The organism is Paenibacillus sp. FSL E2-0201, from assembly GCF_037963325.1.
In the GTDB taxonomy this organism is placed as follows: Bacteria; Bacillota; Bacilli; order Paenibacillales; family Paenibacillaceae; genus Paenibacillus_AQ.
On sequence record NZ_CP150154.1, the window covers coordinates 3,235,075 to 3,251,756 of the forward strand.

At 38.7% G+C, this 16,682-nt stretch carries 17 protein-coding genes and 2 pseudogenes; 17 read left to right on the plus strand and 2 right to left on the minus strand.

The genetic code is table 11. The features are described 5' to 3' along the window. Nucleotides 1-233: 233 nt before the first annotated feature. From NSU15_RS14490 to NSU15_RS14525, 8 genes and pseudogenes are all read left to right on the plus strand, one after another. On the plus strand, nucleotides 234-1,727 hold the full coding sequence (locus NSU15_RS14490) for an SMI1/KNR4 family protein (RefSeq protein WP_339291020.1): 1,494 nt from the start codon (nucleotides 234-236) through the stop codon (nucleotides 1,725-1,727). Between the two features lie 307 nt (nucleotides 1,728-2,034). Continuing rightward, nucleotides 2,035-2,799: pseudogene (locus NSU15_RS14495) on the plus strand (serine hydrolase domain-containing protein); the annotation flags it as partial. Nucleotides 2,800-3,377: 578 nt separating this feature from the next. After that, nucleotides 3,378-3,857, plus strand: coding sequence for a DUF4265 domain-containing protein (locus NSU15_RS14500; RefSeq protein ID WP_339291022.1), 480 nt, complete (start codon nucleotides 3,378-3,380; stop codon nucleotides 3,855-3,857). A gap of 135 nt (nucleotides 3,858-3,992) precedes the next feature. Beyond that, a complete protein-coding gene (locus NSU15_RS14505) occupies nucleotides 3,993-4,574 on the plus strand; it encodes a hypothetical protein (protein WP_339291024.1) in 582 nt (193 codons plus the stop codon). A 157-nt stretch (nucleotides 4,575-4,731) separates the two neighbouring features. After that, a complete protein-coding gene (locus tag NSU15_RS14510; RefSeq protein WP_339291026.1) occupies nucleotides 4,732-5,229 on the plus strand; it encodes a suppressor of fused domain protein in 498 nt (165 codons plus the stop codon). A gap of 54 nt (nucleotides 5,230-5,283) precedes the next feature. Continuing rightward, nucleotides 5,284-5,376, plus strand: a pseudogene (locus NSU15_RS14515) (SDR family NAD(P)-dependent oxidoreductase); the annotation flags it as partial. A gap of 234 nt (nucleotides 5,377-5,610) precedes the next feature. Next, nucleotides 5,611-6,771 carry a DHHA1 domain-containing protein gene (locus NSU15_RS14520; protein ID WP_339291028.1) on the plus strand — a complete coding sequence of 387 codons (1,161 nt, stop codon included), beginning with the start codon at nucleotides 5,611-5,613 and terminating at the stop codon, nucleotides 6,769-6,771. A 146-nt stretch (nucleotides 6,772-6,917) separates the two neighbouring features. Next, the gene (locus NSU15_RS14525) at nucleotides 6,918-8,060 is read left to right on the plus strand and encodes a copper amine oxidase N-terminal domain-containing protein (RefSeq protein ID WP_339291030.1); all 1,143 of its coding nucleotides are present in this window, start codon (nucleotides 6,918-6,920) and stop codon (nucleotides 8,058-8,060) included. A gap of 69 nt (nucleotides 8,061-8,129) precedes the next feature. Here NSU15_RS14525 and NSU15_RS14530 read toward each other — a convergent pair whose 3' ends face one another. Further along, the gene (locus NSU15_RS14530; RefSeq protein WP_076118506.1) at nucleotides 8,130-8,930 is read right to left on the minus strand and encodes a polysaccharide deacetylase family protein; all 801 of its coding nucleotides are present in this window, start codon (nucleotides 8,928-8,930) and stop codon (nucleotides 8,130-8,132) included. Nucleotides 8,931-9,477: 547 nt separating this feature from the next. On the opposite strand from NSU15_RS14530, the gene NSU15_RS14535 reads away from it, so the two are divergent. The 5 genes from NSU15_RS14535 (at nucleotide 9,478) to NSU15_RS14555 (ending at nucleotide 12,187) form a co-directional block, all read left to right on the plus strand. Next, nucleotides 9,478-10,062: a sugar O-acetyltransferase gene (locus NSU15_RS14535; protein ID WP_339291033.1), complete on the plus strand. Its 585-nt coding sequence runs from the start codon at nucleotides 9,478-9,480 to the stop codon at nucleotides 10,060-10,062. 170 nt (nucleotides 10,063-10,232) lie between these two features. Continuing rightward, nucleotides 10,233-10,634 carry an NUDIX domain-containing protein gene (locus NSU15_RS14540; protein ID WP_339291035.1) on the plus strand — a complete coding sequence of 134 codons (402 nt, stop codon included), beginning with the start codon at nucleotides 10,233-10,235 and terminating at the stop codon, nucleotides 10,632-10,634. A 191-nt stretch (nucleotides 10,635-10,825) separates the two neighbouring features. Further along, nucleotides 10,826-11,251 carry a DMT family transporter gene (locus NSU15_RS14545; RefSeq protein WP_076118510.1) on the plus strand — a complete coding sequence of 142 codons (426 nt, stop codon included), beginning with the start codon at nucleotides 10,826-10,828 and terminating at the stop codon, nucleotides 11,249-11,251. Nucleotides 11,252-11,289: 38 nt separating this feature from the next. After that, the gene (locus tag NSU15_RS14550; protein WP_042127538.1) at nucleotides 11,290-11,748 is read left to right on the plus strand and encodes a DMT family transporter; all 459 of its coding nucleotides are present in this window, start codon (nucleotides 11,290-11,292) and stop codon (nucleotides 11,746-11,748) included. A gap of 121 nt (nucleotides 11,749-11,869) precedes the next feature. After that, a complete protein-coding gene (locus NSU15_RS14555; protein WP_339291037.1) occupies nucleotides 11,870-12,187 on the plus strand; it encodes an iron-sulfur cluster biosynthesis family protein in 318 nt (105 codons plus the stop codon). A gap of 101 nt (nucleotides 12,188-12,288) precedes the next feature. On the opposite strand, the gene NSU15_RS14560 is transcribed toward NSU15_RS14555, so the two are convergent. Then, nucleotides 12,289-12,897 carry a TetR/AcrR family transcriptional regulator gene (locus tag NSU15_RS14560; protein WP_339291039.1) on the minus strand — a complete coding sequence of 203 codons (609 nt, stop codon included), beginning with the start codon at nucleotides 12,895-12,897 and terminating at the stop codon, nucleotides 12,289-12,291. A gap of 257 nt (nucleotides 12,898-13,154) precedes the next feature. Here NSU15_RS14560 and NSU15_RS14565 point away from each other — a divergent pair, with 257 nt between their 5' ends. The 4 genes from NSU15_RS14565 to NSU15_RS14580 all read left to right on the plus strand — a co-directional run bounded on the left by NSU15_RS14565 (nucleotide 13,155) and on the right by NSU15_RS14580 (nucleotide 16,657). After that, the gene (locus NSU15_RS14565; RefSeq protein WP_339291041.1) at nucleotides 13,155-13,922 is read left to right on the plus strand and encodes an SDR family NAD(P)-dependent oxidoreductase; all 768 of its coding nucleotides are present in this window, start codon (nucleotides 13,155-13,157) and stop codon (nucleotides 13,920-13,922) included. A 212-nt stretch (nucleotides 13,923-14,134) separates the two neighbouring features. Then, on the plus strand, nucleotides 14,135-14,935 hold the full coding sequence (locus tag NSU15_RS14570) for a GNAT family N-acetyltransferase (protein ID WP_339291043.1): 801 nt from the start codon (nucleotides 14,135-14,137) through the stop codon (nucleotides 14,933-14,935). 35 nt (nucleotides 14,936-14,970) lie between these two features. Further along, a complete protein-coding gene (locus tag NSU15_RS14575) occupies nucleotides 14,971-15,654 on the plus strand; it encodes a response regulator transcription factor (protein ID WP_339291045.1) in 684 nt (227 codons plus the stop codon). Between the two features lies 1 nt (nucleotide 15,655). After that, nucleotides 15,656-16,657 (plus strand): HAMP domain-containing sensor histidine kinase, encoded by a 1,002-nt coding sequence (locus NSU15_RS14580; RefSeq protein WP_339291047.1) that lies wholly within the window; start codon nucleotides 15,656-15,658, stop codon nucleotides 16,655-16,657. Nucleotides 16,658-16,682 lie beyond the last annotated feature (25 nt).

Below are 16,682 nucleotides of genomic sequence, written 5' to 3' on the forward strand. Positions count from 1 at the left end.
TCATAAATAGGGTTTAACCCCTAAGATGACTCTTAGTTTTTTAATATGACTTAATACAACAATATTTACAAATTCATGATACGATATTGCTAAATCAGGAAATAGATGCTCCATATGTAAGATAGAATTAATTATTGATGGAACTGTTGAAGAGGATTCATAACAAAATGATTGATGATCAACCAAGGACGTTTACTGAAACTATTATGATTCTGTAGAATGGGGGCCACTATATGTCATTAGTTAATGAAAAAGAAGAGTGTTTACTTATCCAGACATTAAAATCGCATATACCAAATGTAGAGGAATTACTGAATCCAGCAGTTGAGGAATCAGAAATAAACCTTTTTGAGAGCATGATAAACTGCAAATTTCCAGAAGATTTTAGAAAGTTATACATGAATTCTAATGGAGAAGGAGAGCAGATTTTTGGCGTTATGGCTGGTCTTGGTTGGATGAACATTGAATCGATAGTAAGCAACTGGAAGTCCCTTTTGGAATCAGCATACGATATTATATCCAGCAAACCAGATTTAATAAAAGATGGGAACTACAGAGAAGGCTGGATTCCTTTTGCCGAAGATGGTGGAGGCTCATATTTGGCAATTGATTTAGACCCCGGAGAAAAGGGCGTTTATGGGCAAATTATTACGATAGATCACAATTCTAGTTTTTCATATGTTATTGCGGAAAGTTTGGGGCATTTCTTTGAATTTATCGATTCGAGCCTCAGAAATAGTAGTATTGGTATTCGTGAAGAAGATGATGTAATCATATTATCCCGTGAAAGTGGAAGTTTGTTGGATGATATTTTGGCTTTGACTAAAATGGATATCGAAGAGAACAGCCTTATCCCTGTAAGCGGATTTTGGGAAGAGTATTTTAAAGACGATGTTGAGAGTGGTTTTGTATCTTCAAAAACATTGAAAAAAAAGATAATGGTATTTATTAGAGCTGATCAAACTCAAAAATACGGAGCAATATCTTTGGATATTTTAACCCATATGGTTAATCTTAAAGAACTTATTATACATGCGGATGAAATTACTAATTTCGATGTACTTAAACGGTTGCCTTCTTTAGCAGAAATTGTGATAGGATCAGAAGCCTTTAAAGAGTCTAATTTGGAGTACTTAGTTTCTTTAGATGGGCTAAGGCAGCTAACATTAATAGGACTTCCATTAAAAGATATACATAAACTGAAAGATATAAAGAAATTAAAGAGTTTGAGATTATGTAGAATGAACTCAATTGATAGGGGATTAATAGGAACTATAAAAAATTTGAAGGAACTAAGTTTAGAAGAAATGGAGGTTGGCGACCTACGTTATATTTCAAACCTTAGTAAGTTAATAAAACTAGAGCTCAAACACGTGACTATACCACATTTATCATTCTTAAAAGGTTTAAAGAATCTAACGTTTTTTGAGACGGATAGCTGTGCAATAGATGAATCACATATAGAGGTAATAGGAGAATTGAAGAAATTAAAGCAATTCACTTATCCGGTTGGAGATTTAACAATACTCAAAAATTGTATGAGTCTAAAGCAGATTGGAGTAGATGCATCAAGACTTAAAGGGTTGGAGGAAATTTCAGACTGTAATATAGTCGATATAACTATATTTCATGCAACATCGAAAGAGAACGCAAAGTCCGTAGTCGCGGAGTTTAATAAATACTTTAAACTTCAGTCATATGGATGGCAGGTAACATGGAAAGATTAATGAAACTTGCCTACACTGAGCTTTATCATAATAGGGCGAAATTTTATAAAAGAAAGGAGACTAGCCATATTGGTCAGTCTCCTTTCTTTTTGCTGTTAGACCAACTTGACAGAGGTCTATATTTCGATTGGTCGAAAAATGATAAGGGCTTGGTAATACTTTATTTAATAAAAACCTCACTGATACCTAATAAAATACTATAAAGGAAATGGAAGATGGGACAGAGGGGCCTTTTTTGCGAAGCAAGAAATAATATACATGGGTCTGTGAAGTTTACAATGGTAATCTAATCATTGAACGTCTAGCAAACTTTCTTCACCATACTAGCGGCCTAACAAATGGTAGGAATTCTCAAAATATTCCACAAGGCCATACACCAGATTTGCTGCAAAAGACTGTGGAAATGCTGGTAGATGCTGAGTTGGCGTTCCCACCCGGTGAACAGTATAGCTATGGAACCGTTAATTATGACGTATTGGGTTTTGTTATTGAGATTGTGTCGGGACAAAGCTATGAAGACTTTATGAGGGAACAGGTATTTCAGCCGTCGGCGGGCTGGACGGTAAACAGCAACCAAACGATTATAGAGCAATCCGGGGGAAATCCCAATTTTGGAACCGAAGTGATCATACTGCCAAATGAACGAACAGCCGTCTGCTTGCTGACCAACGGCGCTAATATCAATAGAAGCATGCTACTAAAAGTTAAAGATATATTAGACGGCAATCTAACGCAGTCATATGAAATAAGCGGCACACAGCTTTTGGACATCATTTTATCGTCTACCACAATTATTCTTTGCCTATTGGCTGTTCTGTTCTTTTTCTTAGGATTACGCAGAAGGAAAACGAATGAGCGGCAGCCAATGACAAAAAAGCGAATAATCGTAACAGCTATTTTGCTGATTGCTACGATTGCCCTATGTATAATGTGCTGTACATTAGATTGGCAAACGATACTTATTTGGCAAACATATAGTATTCTTACAGCTTTGATTTCGTCGGCATTATTAACAGCAAGCATTACATGGTTTGTATACTCTCACCGATATAATGCCTCGCTCCGAAAATAAGCATTTTGTTCGTTAGCTATATTGGTAAAAAGCGTATAGCGTATTTTGTTTGGTACAGCGGAAAGTAGAGTTACGAAATAGTGAGAAACAATTGATTTAACGCCAGATTCACCTCAATATAACCATTTAAAGTTCAAGCAGAGATACCACTTGAACTTTTCTTTTGTTGAATTACTTGCACAATCCTTGGTGATTCTCAATCTACATACTGGCAGTAAAGCTCAATGTTACTAAACATCGGATTTGTTGGGTTTCCATTCATTACCGGAATCTCGTTATCCGAGTATATCCGGCGTCGAAGACTTGTCTACCGCTTCTAGCACTTGACGAGGCGTTTTAGTACCTGCTATGATTTCTTGAATATCATTCCTAGATCTGAGAAAGCAGGGCCAGCAACGCCCCAATTATTAACAAGGTACATGACATTGCCGCCTTGAAAGCATCTTGAAGTAACCCTTTTCAAAAAAAGAGGAACCTCCTTTATTATCGACCCGTTGAATTACAAGCGATAGCGGATACATGTAGGATGTAATCTCAAATCTCATACATTAAAAGAGACAGTATTGAGGAGTATTCGTATGGAACATAAATTAACCGTAATTAATGTTTTTGCCGGCATAAATTCAGAGGAAGCAGTCTTTGAAGAGCTTCCTGCAGAATGCATAAGCGATAAAATATTCAAATTATGTGCATCTCCTGGGCTGGCTCAAGGGCTTGCGAAAGGAGATACAATAAAACTCCATCCCAATGGAGAGTTTGAATTAATAAAACATGGTGGAAATTTCTGCATTCAAATTTACAAAGAGGAGCTTGTTAAAGAAAAGATAGAGACAGCTGAATCTATAGTCAAACGAGAGCTTTCCGGTTCTTTAGATGGATTTCATAATGGCTCGCTTGCCTTCACCGCGCCCATCAGGAATGGATTTCATGCCACCAATAAGGTTTTCAATGTAATTAGAGATTTATTAGAATCGGAGTACTATTACTCTAATATTTACGAATATCCATATAACTTTGACGATGAAGAGTTAGTTAGCTGGGCTAGAGATCTGGATTAATCGCTTCAAAATATCAGTTCTCCGGCATCATACACTATCTCTGGGCCACATTTTTTAAATATGATCTCCAATCCTGAGTCAAAAAAACGCGTAATCATAATATACCCAAAAGCTCAAGAGTTGCAGGAGGCAGATATGGTAGATGGAAGGCATCTTGTTTATTTCAAAGAACTCCTGGAAGGAAATGCTGAAATTTCTTTTAAGGCATACCTTTCAAATCATGAAGATTCTTTGCGCAAGCAATTTTCTCCGGCGAGATTTGCAAGACTGAAGTTCAAGTCAATTGATGAAATAATAAAGATTCTTGACGAAGAGAATGTATCCTACAGCATTAATGATCATGCCGTAAGGAACGAAAAATATTTAGCAACCTTTCATCTGGATGCCTTGAATGAACAAGGTAGGCTTAAGGAAGGATTCAAAGACACCCTATTCAATGGAACTGTTCACAACTTTAAAACCAAGGGGGAAGAAGCAGTCTTAACCCTCTATAATTACATCGAATACCCTAAAAAAATCAATAACAAAAAAAATATAGAAAAACTCCAAGACATCGAGTGTTTCGCCGAATTGGAATTATCCTTTGGGGATGAAAGTCTTGGCCTATTTTTACTAAAAGCTCTAGCCTCAATTGAGCGTCAGCTTTCCGAAGTAGATGATATTGTCCTTAAAGCTCAAGAAGCAGTCATAAAGCACCATTCATCGAAAAGAGATTAATAATTCAAAACCAAAAAACCAATATTGAAAAAAGGTGATGGATGTGCAAATTAATAAAGAGTCATGCCGAGGGATCATTCTGGAGTTCGACATTAGGAGAACTATTATTCTGAATTTATATATTAAAGAATGGTCAATGCCAGAATATAGAGTCATAATGACAAAACCGGAGATTGGCGTATATATTGAGTTATATTATTTTCCATCAATTGACGTTAATATTCCTGCAAGATTCGCAACAGTCGGCCTATCTAATTCCATTCGGAAAACTGGAAAACCTATTGAGAATGAATGGATGATAGCTTTAAAACCCGATTTGGGACAAGAAAACATTGATCGCATATTCTCATATTTCTGTGACATAATTGCCCATAATATTGAACATATCCAATCTTCGGAAGTACCACGAGTAATGACTGAGAGCGCACTCGCACCAGAAAATTGGACTACAAAAGCCCTCTTGATTGATGAACTAAGAGGAGAAAGTGAGGATTTAGAACAAATAAAAATAGGTGAAGAAATAATTAATGTCTTGTGGGTAGTACCAATTACCCCCAAAGAATCGCGTATAATTTTACAAGAAGGCATAGATGCTTTTGATGCTTACATAGATAATCATCACTATTCCATAATTGATCCCACTCGTCCTGATTAATAAGAGCAGTTCAATATCATTCGCACTAAACCAACCATACCCCCACAGGTGGGTCCTTGGCTCGCGAACCACGTTGTGGAAATTCAAACCATGTCTACGGTGGTGCCAGAAAGTCCAAATGACACTGTGAAGCGCTTGCTCGGCTAGGGCATTATTTTCCTTGAACAGGGGTAAAGGTTCTAGAGTATGACAGCGGAATTCTTGGATGAGAGTACAGGATTACTGATGAACAAGGTAGAAGACAACTGAAAGTAGAACAACAAAGTGAATTTCTTCCAAAAGCGCCGCAAGGCGTTTTTCATTGTGCAGTTTGTCTTTGAAATCCGTTATGATACTATAAGCTTAATGTGCCATAAACGTATAAAAGAGAGGGATACATACATGACCAACAAACTATACTACAATTCTACATACCTTACTGATTGGGAGACCTGTATTACTGAAACCATAGAACGAGAAGATGGACTCTATGTTATTTTGGAGGAGACCGCTTTTTATCCGCATGGCGGTGGGCAACCTTGTGATTTAGGGACTATTGGGGATATTCCGGTACTTGATGTAATCAGTGAGGAAGATCTTGTCTTGCATAAGCTGGAACGTCTGCCTGATGATTTAGCTGTCAATTGTCAGATCGATTGGAAGAGAAGATTTGATCATATGCAGCAGCATAGTGGACAACACTTGCTCTCAGCCATCTGTCTCGATTTGTATCAGTTTATGACTCTAAGCTTTCATTTGGGTGAGGATTATTGCACCATTGATATAGAAGTGCCAGAACTGTCGCCTAAACAACTTCATTCCATAGAGTGGGAGGTTAATCGGCAGATTTACCAGAACCATAGTATCCTGAGCTATTTTGTAACAGGGGAAGAGGCTTCACAGCTTAAATTGGTCAAACAACCTAAAGTGACGGAGAACATCCGGATTGTAGAAATTAAAGATATAGAATATAACGCTTGCGGTGGTACGCATATATCTTCAACAGGTGAGATTGGTATAATTAAGCTTCTGAAAGCGGAGAAACAAAAAGGCAATACGCGGATCTATTTTAAATGTGGATACCGTGCTTTGGAGGAGTTTAATAGCAGTCTGCAAATTGTTGGAGCCCTATCTTCCAAGTTCAATACGGGAAAAGATGAAATTATCGATCGCATTGAAAAATGGGAGAATGAACAAAAGCAGCTGCAAGCTGAAATTACCCTACTTAAAGAGAAGAATGATGATTATGTCGTACAGGAGCTTTTAGCACAGCAAGAAGGAAAGCTGATCGCAAAAGTGTTCGAGGATAAATCGCTGAAAGATTTACAAAGTTTAGCTAACAAGCTTACCGCGAAATGCGATGTTCCGGTTTTATTGGCTAGTTCTACTGAGAATAAGGTTGTATTTGCACAGAATGGCAGCGCGGAGATCTCCTGTGGAGCTTTTTTCAAAGAGCATCTTAGTACCTACAATGGAAAAGGCGGAGGCAGTGATAAACTAGCGCAAGCAGGATTCCCGACATGGGGAGATGCCTTGGCGTTTTATGAGTTTGCTAGAAGTTAAGATTACTTTGTAAAAGACAAAAGACCTGACTGCGGTAGTCTACCGTGGATCAGGTCTTTTTTATACGTAAAACGGAAACAAGAAACTTTTTCCAAATTCTATCGTCTAATTACATATGACTATAGAGTCAAGGGAGACGAAAAGAAATGAATAAATGGAAGGTAACGCTAGGAATCTTGACTGTTTTGATTTTAAGTACAGGGTATGGATCGGTATCAGCCAAAGCAGAAAACCAAATTCAATTCAACTATAAAGAAATCGGAATAAGCAGTAAACAGGTGATCACGGAGAATACAACTTTTGTACCCCTGAAATCACTCGCAGATGCTATGGGGTATACATTATCTTGGGATCAACCGTCCAAAACGGCCAAACTGGTTCGTCCTGAGCGTGAGGTTATCTTCACGGCTGGTACTTTAAAGTCAAAAGTGAACGAGGCCGTGGTGACTTTAACAAAATCCCCACGTATTATAAAAGGCTCGGTGTACGTGCCATTGATCTCAGCGGTCAGTGTACTTGGAGGTAAAGCGGGGCTTAATAAAACGGATGGGGTTATCCAAATTATAGATGAAGCTAGATTGGTTTCTGCTTCCGTAGATGGAAGATCCTATTGGATATCTCAAAAAAACGGCGATTTGTATTACCGTGCAACGGAAACTGGGAAACCAGTAATTATTGGTCGACTACCTTTTAAGGAATCTGCGTACAACTACGCTTTTGAGATTGAAAAAATGGGCAATGGTACGGACTTACTCCAGTTAACGGACAATCATTATGCCATGTTCACCGATTTCAATAGCAGCTATCAAGTATTGGTCAAAGCGGGCACTATTCTCAAGCAAATGGACTATCATTACAACAACTCGGCTTATATCCACGCACCACAAGTGCCTTATACTCAGGTGTATATGACCGATGGGAAGAATGTGCAATATATTACTAAGGATGGCGGTTTGGGCAAGTTATTTGAGATGGAGAAGTTAACAGGAGCAACTGGAGATTTCATAGTGGAGTATGCTGCGGAAGATGTGGCGCTCATACGTTTATTAGATACGACACACTTATATTTGGTTTATAGCATCAGTGGAGAAATCATCAATCTCAGCGAACAACTGATTACCGGTGAGGATCGTAAAGAATGGGATAGAGTAAATGATGGCAGAGATCCATATGTATTGACCAGAATGTTAGTGTTGAAGAGTCGCAAAGGGAATGTAATGACATTCACCTATACTCCAATCCTTGAGGAAAAAGCAAAAACAGTGACATTTACACTTCAAACAAAGTAATTTTAATCACTTTTATGTAATAAGCAAAAAGAGAGCGATGTTTAAAATCGCTCTCTTTTGCATTTTGGATTATTTCATCATCATCGTACTTCCACCCTTAATCTGAATAGGTTGATCATTTACGGATACCCAGACATCAATAGCCGAGTTGTTACGGATGACCGTTTTGTCAGCACTCATTTTCAGTGAATATAGGGCAGCAACATAATCATAAATCTCTATATTGGTAGCGTACCAAATATCCGAATGTCCACCTGCTTGTTGGCAAAAGGACTCGATAAGCTCCCAATTGTTCTGCTCAGCAAATTCATAACTATGACCCCAAACATAACAGAGTCTTAGTTTTTGGGATGGACCCTCCGTTGTAAATCGCTCCCATACGTGATGGAGATCTTCATTATGTTGGCATGTTGGATGCCATTCCATGAAATTCAGAGGCATATCAAACTGTTTGGTAGAGTGGACAGTACGACTGTATTCAATCCCAACAGACTGAAGTGGCGCTATGATTTCTTGAGAGTATGTACCGTAAGGATAGGACATTCCACGTACCGGATAATCCACTAGTTTCTCAAGTCGCTTACGGTCTTCAAACAGCTCATCGATCACCATAGGTAAAGGAAGACGTTCTAGATGTGGATGAGTAACAGAATGGGCAGACACCTCGTGGTTTCTGAGTGAATGTTTAACATCAGCAGAAGATAAAAATCCGGGTGCGTTTATCATAGCGCTATTTAGATGGAAAGTACCTTTAATCCCATATTGATCAAAAATCTCCGCCAAGCGAATATCGTGTTTTTGTCCATCATCATAGCTCATAGTAAGCGCCTTGGGCAATCCGCCCGGGAATAAATTAAATTGAAGCTTCATGAATTCACACTCCTATTCATATGTTCATTTCGAAAATTACCTCATCCAATTATAGACCTTATAATCGGATTCCCATCTTAACAATGAAAGTGTTTACAGAAAGAAATACACTGATAAGAAGAGGGGCTGCCTGTCTGACTTTCTCTATGTTGTAAAACTATTATATGTGATAGACAGAAGAAACTCACTCTCATATTTTAGCACTAAGTTACTGATTGCCCCAATCTTTTTAATCAGTAGAAGGAAGTAGGCAGCTATCAGGCTGTCAGTGGTAAAAGCTAGTGATGCGCGCGCATTATACAATAATGCGGAGCTTATAGTATTCGATGAACCTACCTCTGCTATTGATCCAAAAGCCAAGATAAAGCGGCTATTTTCATTTCACATCGATTGGGCTCGGCTAAGAATGTCGATACGATCTATGTTATGTATAATGGAGAGATCGCTGAAGTAGGGGACTATCAAGATTTAGAGCTTCACAAATGGATTTATGCAAACATGTACGCTTTACAATCATCTTGGTATAAGTAGAGAGGAGAAAGACATCATGACTGAAAAAGAAAAAATGTTAGCTGGGAAGCTATATAAAGCATTTGGAGAGGAATTGCTAGGGGAACGTCAGCATGCTAAAGAGATTTTGTTTGAATTTAATGCTTTACGACCTAGCGAAATTGATCAACGAAATGCATTAATAAAACCATTATTGGGACGTACAGGAGCTAAGTTTTTCATAGAACCGCCATTTCGTTGTGATTACGGTTATAATATCTCAATTGGTGAGAACTTTTATTCGAATTACAACTTTACAGTCTTGGATTGCAACACAGTAACGATAGGGGATAATGTGTTGATCGGGCCTAATATAAGTATTTTTGCAGCAGGTCATCCCGCTCATTATGAACTGAGAGTTGAGGAATATGAGTATGCTTATCCCGTTACTATCGGAAATAATGTATGGATCGGCGGTGGAGCAATTATAAATCCAGGGGTCACTATCGGAGATAATACCATCATCGGATCGGGCAGTGTTGTTACTAAAGATATTCCTGCAAATGTGATTGCAGTGGGTAACCCTTGCAGAGTCATACGGGAGATAACTGAAGATGATAAGGCTCATTATGATCATGAATAAAGCGTTGTTAATCATACTGCCATGTAAGCTGTCCTTTTCTTACCTTCGCTGCATATATGATTTGCCCTGTGTGATACCCTCATGTCCAAAAAGTTAAAACTGACGTTGCATAAATGTGTTAGTTCAGTTGTATGATATAATTGTTGAAAAAAAGGCATAGGGAGAACTATATGACTACAATCATTGATAAAATCGCTTGGATTCATATCGAGAACGGACAAGTTTTATGTGCGCGTTCCAAAGGGAAAGATACCTATTATTTGCCTGGGGGAAAAAGAGAAGCCGGAGAAACAGACGAGGAGACGCTTTTGCGCGAAATTGAGGAAGAAATCTCTGTTCAGATTAAGGCTGATACCGTCTCTTATTTTGGAACCTTTGAAGCAGAGGCTCATGGCAAAGCAGAAGGTGTTACAGTAAAAATGACCTGTTATATTGCGGATTATGAAGGGACATTAACGCCAGCGTCCGAAATCGAGGAATTGACTTGGTTAAGCTATAAAGATCGAAATCGTGTGTCTGTAGTTACCCAAATTATTTTTGATCAATTGCATGAGAAGAATTTGCTCTTATAAATCAACTATAAAAAAATTTTTGAAGTCCGTTTTAAGCCCGTACGAAGGCTTGAAACGGTCTTTTTATTTCTACGAGCAACAGCAGCTGCTGAGCAATAACAACGTTTCTTCTCATTTAGGACAGATGTCCTTTTTTAAACCCTTGAATTGCTTTTTAATATGTAAGAGATCGAAGTTGAGGAGAGAGAGAAATGAGAGGGATTATATTTGCATTTTTAGCGGGGGCTTGTATTACGTTACAGGGTGTGTCAAATGCTCGAATTAGTCAAGATATCGGGACTTGGCAGGCGGCGACAATTACACAGTTAACGGGGTTTATCATGTCCTTTCTAATTCTTTTGTTCGTTAGAGATGGGAAATGGGGAGGAATAAAGCAAGTAAAACCCTTATATTTGATCGGCGGCGCTTTTGCAGCTGTAATTATTTTCAGTGAAGTAACGGCCATTCAGCAAATCGGTGTTACATTTACAATATCCTCGTTGTTGATTGCTCAGCTATGTCTGACCTTCTTGATTGATATCAAAGGCTGGTTTGGAATGGAAAAACGAAAGATGAGATTACCGCAGTTCATCGGCATCGGGTTGATGATAGCTGGCGTTGTGATACTAAAATTCTAACAACCTTGAGTATAGTCGATAAATGGAGGAATTAAGTTATGGTTATTGGGTTGATATTAGCGCTTATTGCGGGATCACTCGTGAGTCTGCAAAATATATTTAATACGAAAGTTAACGAAAAGGTTGGTTCTTGGGCAACGACAACTTTAGTGTTAGGGATGGGATTCTTAGCTTCATTTATTATGAGTCTTATCGTTGAGGGAAACCGTATATTTACTTTGAGAAATATGGAGCCTTGGTATTGGATCAGTGGTTTGATCGGAGTCGGGGTGGTATTATGCCTTGTGCAAGGTACTAAACGACTGGGCCCAACGTATGCGATTTCGATCGTATTGATCTCTCAGCTTGGGTTCGCACTACTCTGGGATTCACTAGGCTGGTTAGGGCTTGAAAAGGTTCCTTTTACTTGGAAACAGTTGCTTGGAGTACTGGTTATTATTGGGGGTATCCTCGTGTTTAAGCTAGGTGGCGAACGGGAGACGCAGAAGGCAGCTTGATTTATTCTCAGACTCATGTCTGTCAATATAAAAGTGATGGCAGTCACACGAGGCTGGAACTAATTCAAATTATACTTTGGGAAAGTACTCGCTCAAATATAAATAAGGAGTGGATCATCCTATGTTCATACAATTGAACTCCCAAACTATTGAAAAGTTAGAAAAAAACCTTGGTGAACGACCAGGATATTTTAAATTATTTTTCGACACAGAGGGCTGTGGTTGTAATGGTGTGATCGTAATTCAGATCATTAGTGAACCCCATCCTACAGATATTGAAGTTCAGAAAGAGCCTTTTACTTTTTTTGTTGACCGACAGCAGGAATCTTTATTTGATGAACAGATGCGGCTTGAAGCAGATGAGAATTACCCAGCGTTCAGATTAAGAAGTGATTCGAGTCTGTTAGGAAATAATATTCGAGTAAAAGATATTCGTTGAGTAGAGCACTGCTACACTAAAAACCAGCGCATTTGAGATCATCTCTCAATGCGCTGGTTTTTTAATTTTCTTTCCTATATATGGCACTTGCATTTCGTTTCTTATCCATTGGATTTTTTCATAAAAGCTATATGGTCTATTTTACTGTTAACCAGTGTAATTAACTGTTCTGCCATATAGCTCGCCGAATATTTGAAATTGACTTCAGCCCAGTGCATAATGACACCTACTGTAGCAGACATTTGGTAACTCAACATAATTTCATAATCCACGGGAGCGGCATCAGCTTCTATCTCAATACGCATATCCTCACGCATGGATTCCCGTAAACGGTCAAACAGTTCAACGGTCATTTTCCCTCGTTCCACTGTGGATAAGGCTAAAAACTCCGCTTTATGCCCCTCAATATATTCGAACAGCTGCAGAATGGAAGGGAAGACCTCCGTTGCCTTAATACGTTCCAATCCCTCATAAGGGTCTATTAGCGCTTCACCTATGCCCTGTAGAAATTCATCATGTATTTCCTTAAGCAAAGCCTCTTTACTCTCAAAATGCTTATAAAAAGTCCCTCGATTGTAATCCGCTCGATTAGTCACGTCCAATATCGTAACTGAATCATAACTATTTTCCAATATTAGCTCTATGAATGCAGATTTCAGAGCTTGGCGTGTTCTTCTGGTTCTTCTGTCTTCATGCTCTTCCTGTATCAAAAAAAACTACCTCCAGCTATGATCTTTTTATCGTTCATTTATAGTTCTTACTTTAAAAGTAACAAAAGATCAGCTAATGTTCAAGATTTAGACATAAGTGAACACGGAGACCAACTATGTTGGTTAGGTGACATTACTTAAAATTCTGATTATTGAACAGATTAACTAATAGATATACTCTAGTAATAGAGATAGGTTATCCCATCTCCTAAGACTATAATATATAGCCAATTCATAACAAAGGATGCGAATATACAATGAGTGAATCACATGTAAAAACTGCTGTTATTACTGGTGCTGCAGGTGGAATCGGTAAAGAGCTAGCCCGTAGATTGTCTGATCGTAAACTGAATCTTGTACTTGTCGATCTGAACGAAGAAGCGATAAAAAATGTCATTCAAGATTTAGGCTTAAATGAATCTAACTCTTTAGCTGTAGCTGCGGATGTTTCTAATGAAGAAGACGTTCAGAATTATGTTAATAAAGCGGTAGAAAAATTTGGTACCATTGATTATTTTGCAAATAATGCCGGAATTGAAGGTCCAGCAGGTCAAATCGAAGAACTTAACGTCAAAGCACTTGATCTTGTATACAACGTCAATGTACGCGGTGTGTTTCTTGGACTACACTATGTAATTCCTGTGATGAAAAAACAAAACTCAGGTGCTATTCTGAACACTTCCTCTCTGGCAGGACTCATGGGCGCACCAGGCATGGCCCCTTACATTATGTCTAAGCATGCTGTAATTGGTCTGACTCGTGTAGCTGCAAATGAGCTTGCACCACTTGGCATTCGTGTTAATGCGGTACTCCCAGGAACGATCAATACACAAATGATGCGTAAAATTGAGAACAATTTCGGAAGCGCAGAAGAATACAAGGCAGCTAACGAAGCTGCAACACCTATGGGACGTTACGGAGAACCGCAAGAGGTTGCCGCTGTGATGAACTTCCTTCTGTCGGATGAGGCTTCATTCGTAACGGGCTCTCTATATACTGTCGACGGTGGTATGATAGGTCAATAATGCAAGCTGATTTCGATCATTAAGGATACTCCAAATAAAGGATTGGGCCTGTGCGTTAAGCATTGGGTTCAATCCTTTTTTTATTTAGGATACCCGGATCGAATTTTATAATAAGCAATCTGCTGAATTATCTTATAGAATATACAAAGGGGATTTAATCTTTTAAAGTATTGATCAGTTATTTAGATAAATTGTTGACGAGGAGTGTTCATATGCTTGAATTATCTCAACAGGATTTTAATGAAGTGAAACCGTTACTTTCAGGTGCTCCTATTCACCCTGAAATTCTCTCCATTATCGAGGGAAATAATCCGGGCTGGATCTTTGTAGATCAACTTGTAACACCAAAAAGTGCGTTGATATGGAGTAAGGGGATACAAGGATTTTATATTATAGGCGATCACACGAATGAGATATTTATTAAAAGCTTAGATAGTTATGTATCCAGTCATATTGCACCGAGGATGAAAAAGCTTGGGCTGGATTATTTTGAAGTCTCAGGTCAACACAATGAATGGAATCTGGCATTGATGTTTCCTACTAGGAAGCTATATCCTTTTGAACAAATGGTGTTTAAGTTATTCCACAAGCCCGTTGAGTCCCTTAATAATGGGATCAGAACTATAAATCTTAAAATGCTGGACTGGGAGGACTTAGATCTAAAGAATATAGAATTCGTACATGACAATATTGATTTATTCTGGTCATCGAAAGAAGACTTTAGGGCAAAAGGTTATGGATATGCTGCTGTTGAGGGAACTGAGATTATAGGTGTGTGTTATTCTAGTTTCGTTACGGAGGATACTCATGCTATCGGAATTGAAACTCTCTCCAAGTATCAGAATAGAGGAGTGGGAACGCATTTAGCGGTCTTAGTAGTGGAAGATATCCTTGCAAATGGTTTTACACCTTACTGGGACTGTTCATTAGATAATGAAGCTTCCCAAAAGCTAGCTCTCCGTTTAGGATTTCAGCAAATTCATCATTATAAATGTAGTGCTTTTTCAATATGACGGTTTCACAAATTATTAGGTTAGGATGAACATTTATGAAAATATTGCTCGTAGAGGATGATAGAACGATTGCGTCAGGACTAGAATATTCCTTGCAGCAGGATCATTTTGAAACTATTTTATGTTATGATGCAGCCTCTGCTAGGAGGGTGTTGGCGGAGCAGATATCTGAAGTAACACTTTGCATATTCGATCTCTCTCTACCGGATGGCAGCGGATATGATCTGTGTAAGATCGTGAAGGAGCGTAGCGATATTCCGGTCATCTTTTTAACTGCGATTGATGATGAGGTCAATGTAGTGATGGGACTTGATATGGGAGCAGACGATTACATAACTAAGCCATTTCGGATTCGTGAGCTGTTATCACGCATTAAATCGGTGTTAAGGAGATATAACAAGCAGGCTCAGACCCCATCTAATTTTGAACTAGAGAATATACGGATTAATACGCTTGAAGGAAAAGTTTATAAGAACGGCGATGAAGTTCTGCTAACAGCATTAGAATATCGTCTGCTTCTGATATTTGCCAATCATGTGGGACAAGTCCTTTCCAGAAATCAGTTGTTAGAGCGGATTTGGGATGTCGCCGGAGAATTTGTAAATGATAATACATTGTCTGTGTATATTAAACGCTTAAGGGAAAAGTTAGAGGATAACCCGCAAGAACCCACCTTGATCAAAACAGTACGCGGTTTAGGGTATAAGGTAGGTGATTAGGATGTTACGAAACAGAGAATTTAGATGGTTATTACTAACGATGTCTACGATCAGCCTTCTGGCGATGATAGTAGCAGCATTTATTTCATCAGGGGCGATGGGAATCACGGCGGTAACTTCAGTTCTGCTTATAGGTTGTTGTTTATTATTTACCCGCTGGAGATACCGCGAAATTGAGAAGCTTTCAGGGTATCTACGTCAAGTTAGCAGCGGTAATTATTCGCTCGATGTTCGTGATAATCAGGAAGGCGAGCTTAGTATCCTGAAAAATGATATTTATAAGGTGACGTTGATGTTATCGGAGCAGCGTTTGCTTTTGCAGGAGGATAAAATAAAGCTCACCAATGCGATCTCGGACATATCCCATCAGCTCAAAACACCACTAACCTCCATGACCGTGATGGCCGATTTATTAAGTGACCCGGAGCTGCATGTGGAGAAAAGAATGGAATTCACACGGAAGATTACTGTTCAACTCGAACGAATTGGATGGTTAGTTTCCTCATTATTAAAGTTCTCCAAGATCGATGCTGGAACTATTCATTTTAAAAAAGATCAAGTTCAAGTGAAGAAGCTAGTTCAAAAATCTTTGGAGCCCATGTTAATTCCAATGGATATTAAAGAACAACGGATCCTGATTGATGGAGAAGATAGCACCACATTTGTGGGCGATCTCAATTGGACAACTGAGGCGATCATTAATATTCTGAAAAACTGTGTAGAGCACACACCTGCTGGGGGAGAGATTTCGATCTCTTATGCAGAAAATACACTGTTTACGGAAATTATCATTACAGATAACGGCAAAGGAATCCCAAAGGCAGAGCTCCCCTATATCTTCAAACGATTCTATAAAGGTAAAAATGCAAGCGAAGATAGTGTAGGGATAGGACTTGCCTTAGCACAAAGCATTATCACAGGCCAAAACGGAACGATCGATGTGAAGAGTGAAGTGGGAAAAGGTACACAATTTCAGATTAAATTTTATAAGCAAGTCATTTAGCACTTGTAGCTTAGTGACTAGAATG

Coding starts and splice junctions, on each gene's coding strand:
- NSU15_RS14490 (WP_339291020.1), top strand. CDS start 234: ATGTCATTAGTTAATGAAAAAGAAGAGTGTTTACTTATCCAGACATTA.
- NSU15_RS14500 (WP_339291022.1), top strand. CDS start 3,378: ATGGAACATAAATTAACCGTAATTAATGTTTTTGCCGGCATAAATTCA.
- NSU15_RS14505 (WP_339291024.1), top strand. CDS start 3,993: ATGGTAGATGGAAGGCATCTTGTTTATTTCAAAGAACTCCTGGAAGGA.
- NSU15_RS14510 (WP_339291026.1), top strand. CDS start 4,732: ATGACAAAACCGGAGATTGGCGTATATATTGAGTTATATTATTTTCCA.
- NSU15_RS14520 (WP_339291028.1), top strand. CDS start 5,611: ATGACCAACAAACTATACTACAATTCTACATACCTTACTGATTGGGAG.
- NSU15_RS14525 (WP_339291030.1), top strand. CDS start 6,918: ATGAATAAATGGAAGGTAACGCTAGGAATCTTGACTGTTTTGATTTTA.
- NSU15_RS14530 (WP_076118506.1), bottom strand. CDS start 8,930: ATGAAGCTTCAATTTAATTTATTCCCGGGCGGATTGCCCAAGGCGCTT.
- NSU15_RS14535 (WP_339291033.1), top strand. CDS start 9,478: ATGACTGAAAAAGAAAAAATGTTAGCTGGGAAGCTATATAAAGCATTT.
- NSU15_RS14540 (WP_339291035.1), top strand. CDS start 10,233: ATGACTACAATCATTGATAAAATCGCTTGGATTCATATCGAGAACGGA.
- NSU15_RS14545 (WP_076118510.1), top strand. CDS start 10,826: ATGAGAGGGATTATATTTGCATTTTTAGCGGGGGCTTGTATTACGTTA.
- NSU15_RS14550 (WP_042127538.1), top strand. CDS start 11,290: ATGGTTATTGGGTTGATATTAGCGCTTATTGCGGGATCACTCGTGAGT.
- NSU15_RS14555 (WP_339291037.1), top strand. CDS start 11,870: ATGTTCATACAATTGAACTCCCAAACTATTGAAAAGTTAGAAAAAAAC.
- NSU15_RS14565 (WP_339291041.1), top strand. CDS start 13,155: ATGAGTGAATCACATGTAAAAACTGCTGTTATTACTGGTGCTGCAGGT.
- NSU15_RS14570 (WP_339291043.1), top strand. CDS start 14,135: ATGCTTGAATTATCTCAACAGGATTTTAATGAAGTGAAACCGTTACTT.
- NSU15_RS14575 (WP_339291045.1), top strand. CDS start 14,971: ATGAAAATATTGCTCGTAGAGGATGATAGAACGATTGCGTCAGGACTA.
- NSU15_RS14580 (WP_339291047.1), top strand. CDS start 15,656: ATGTTACGAAACAGAGAATTTAGATGGTTATTACTAACGATGTCTACG.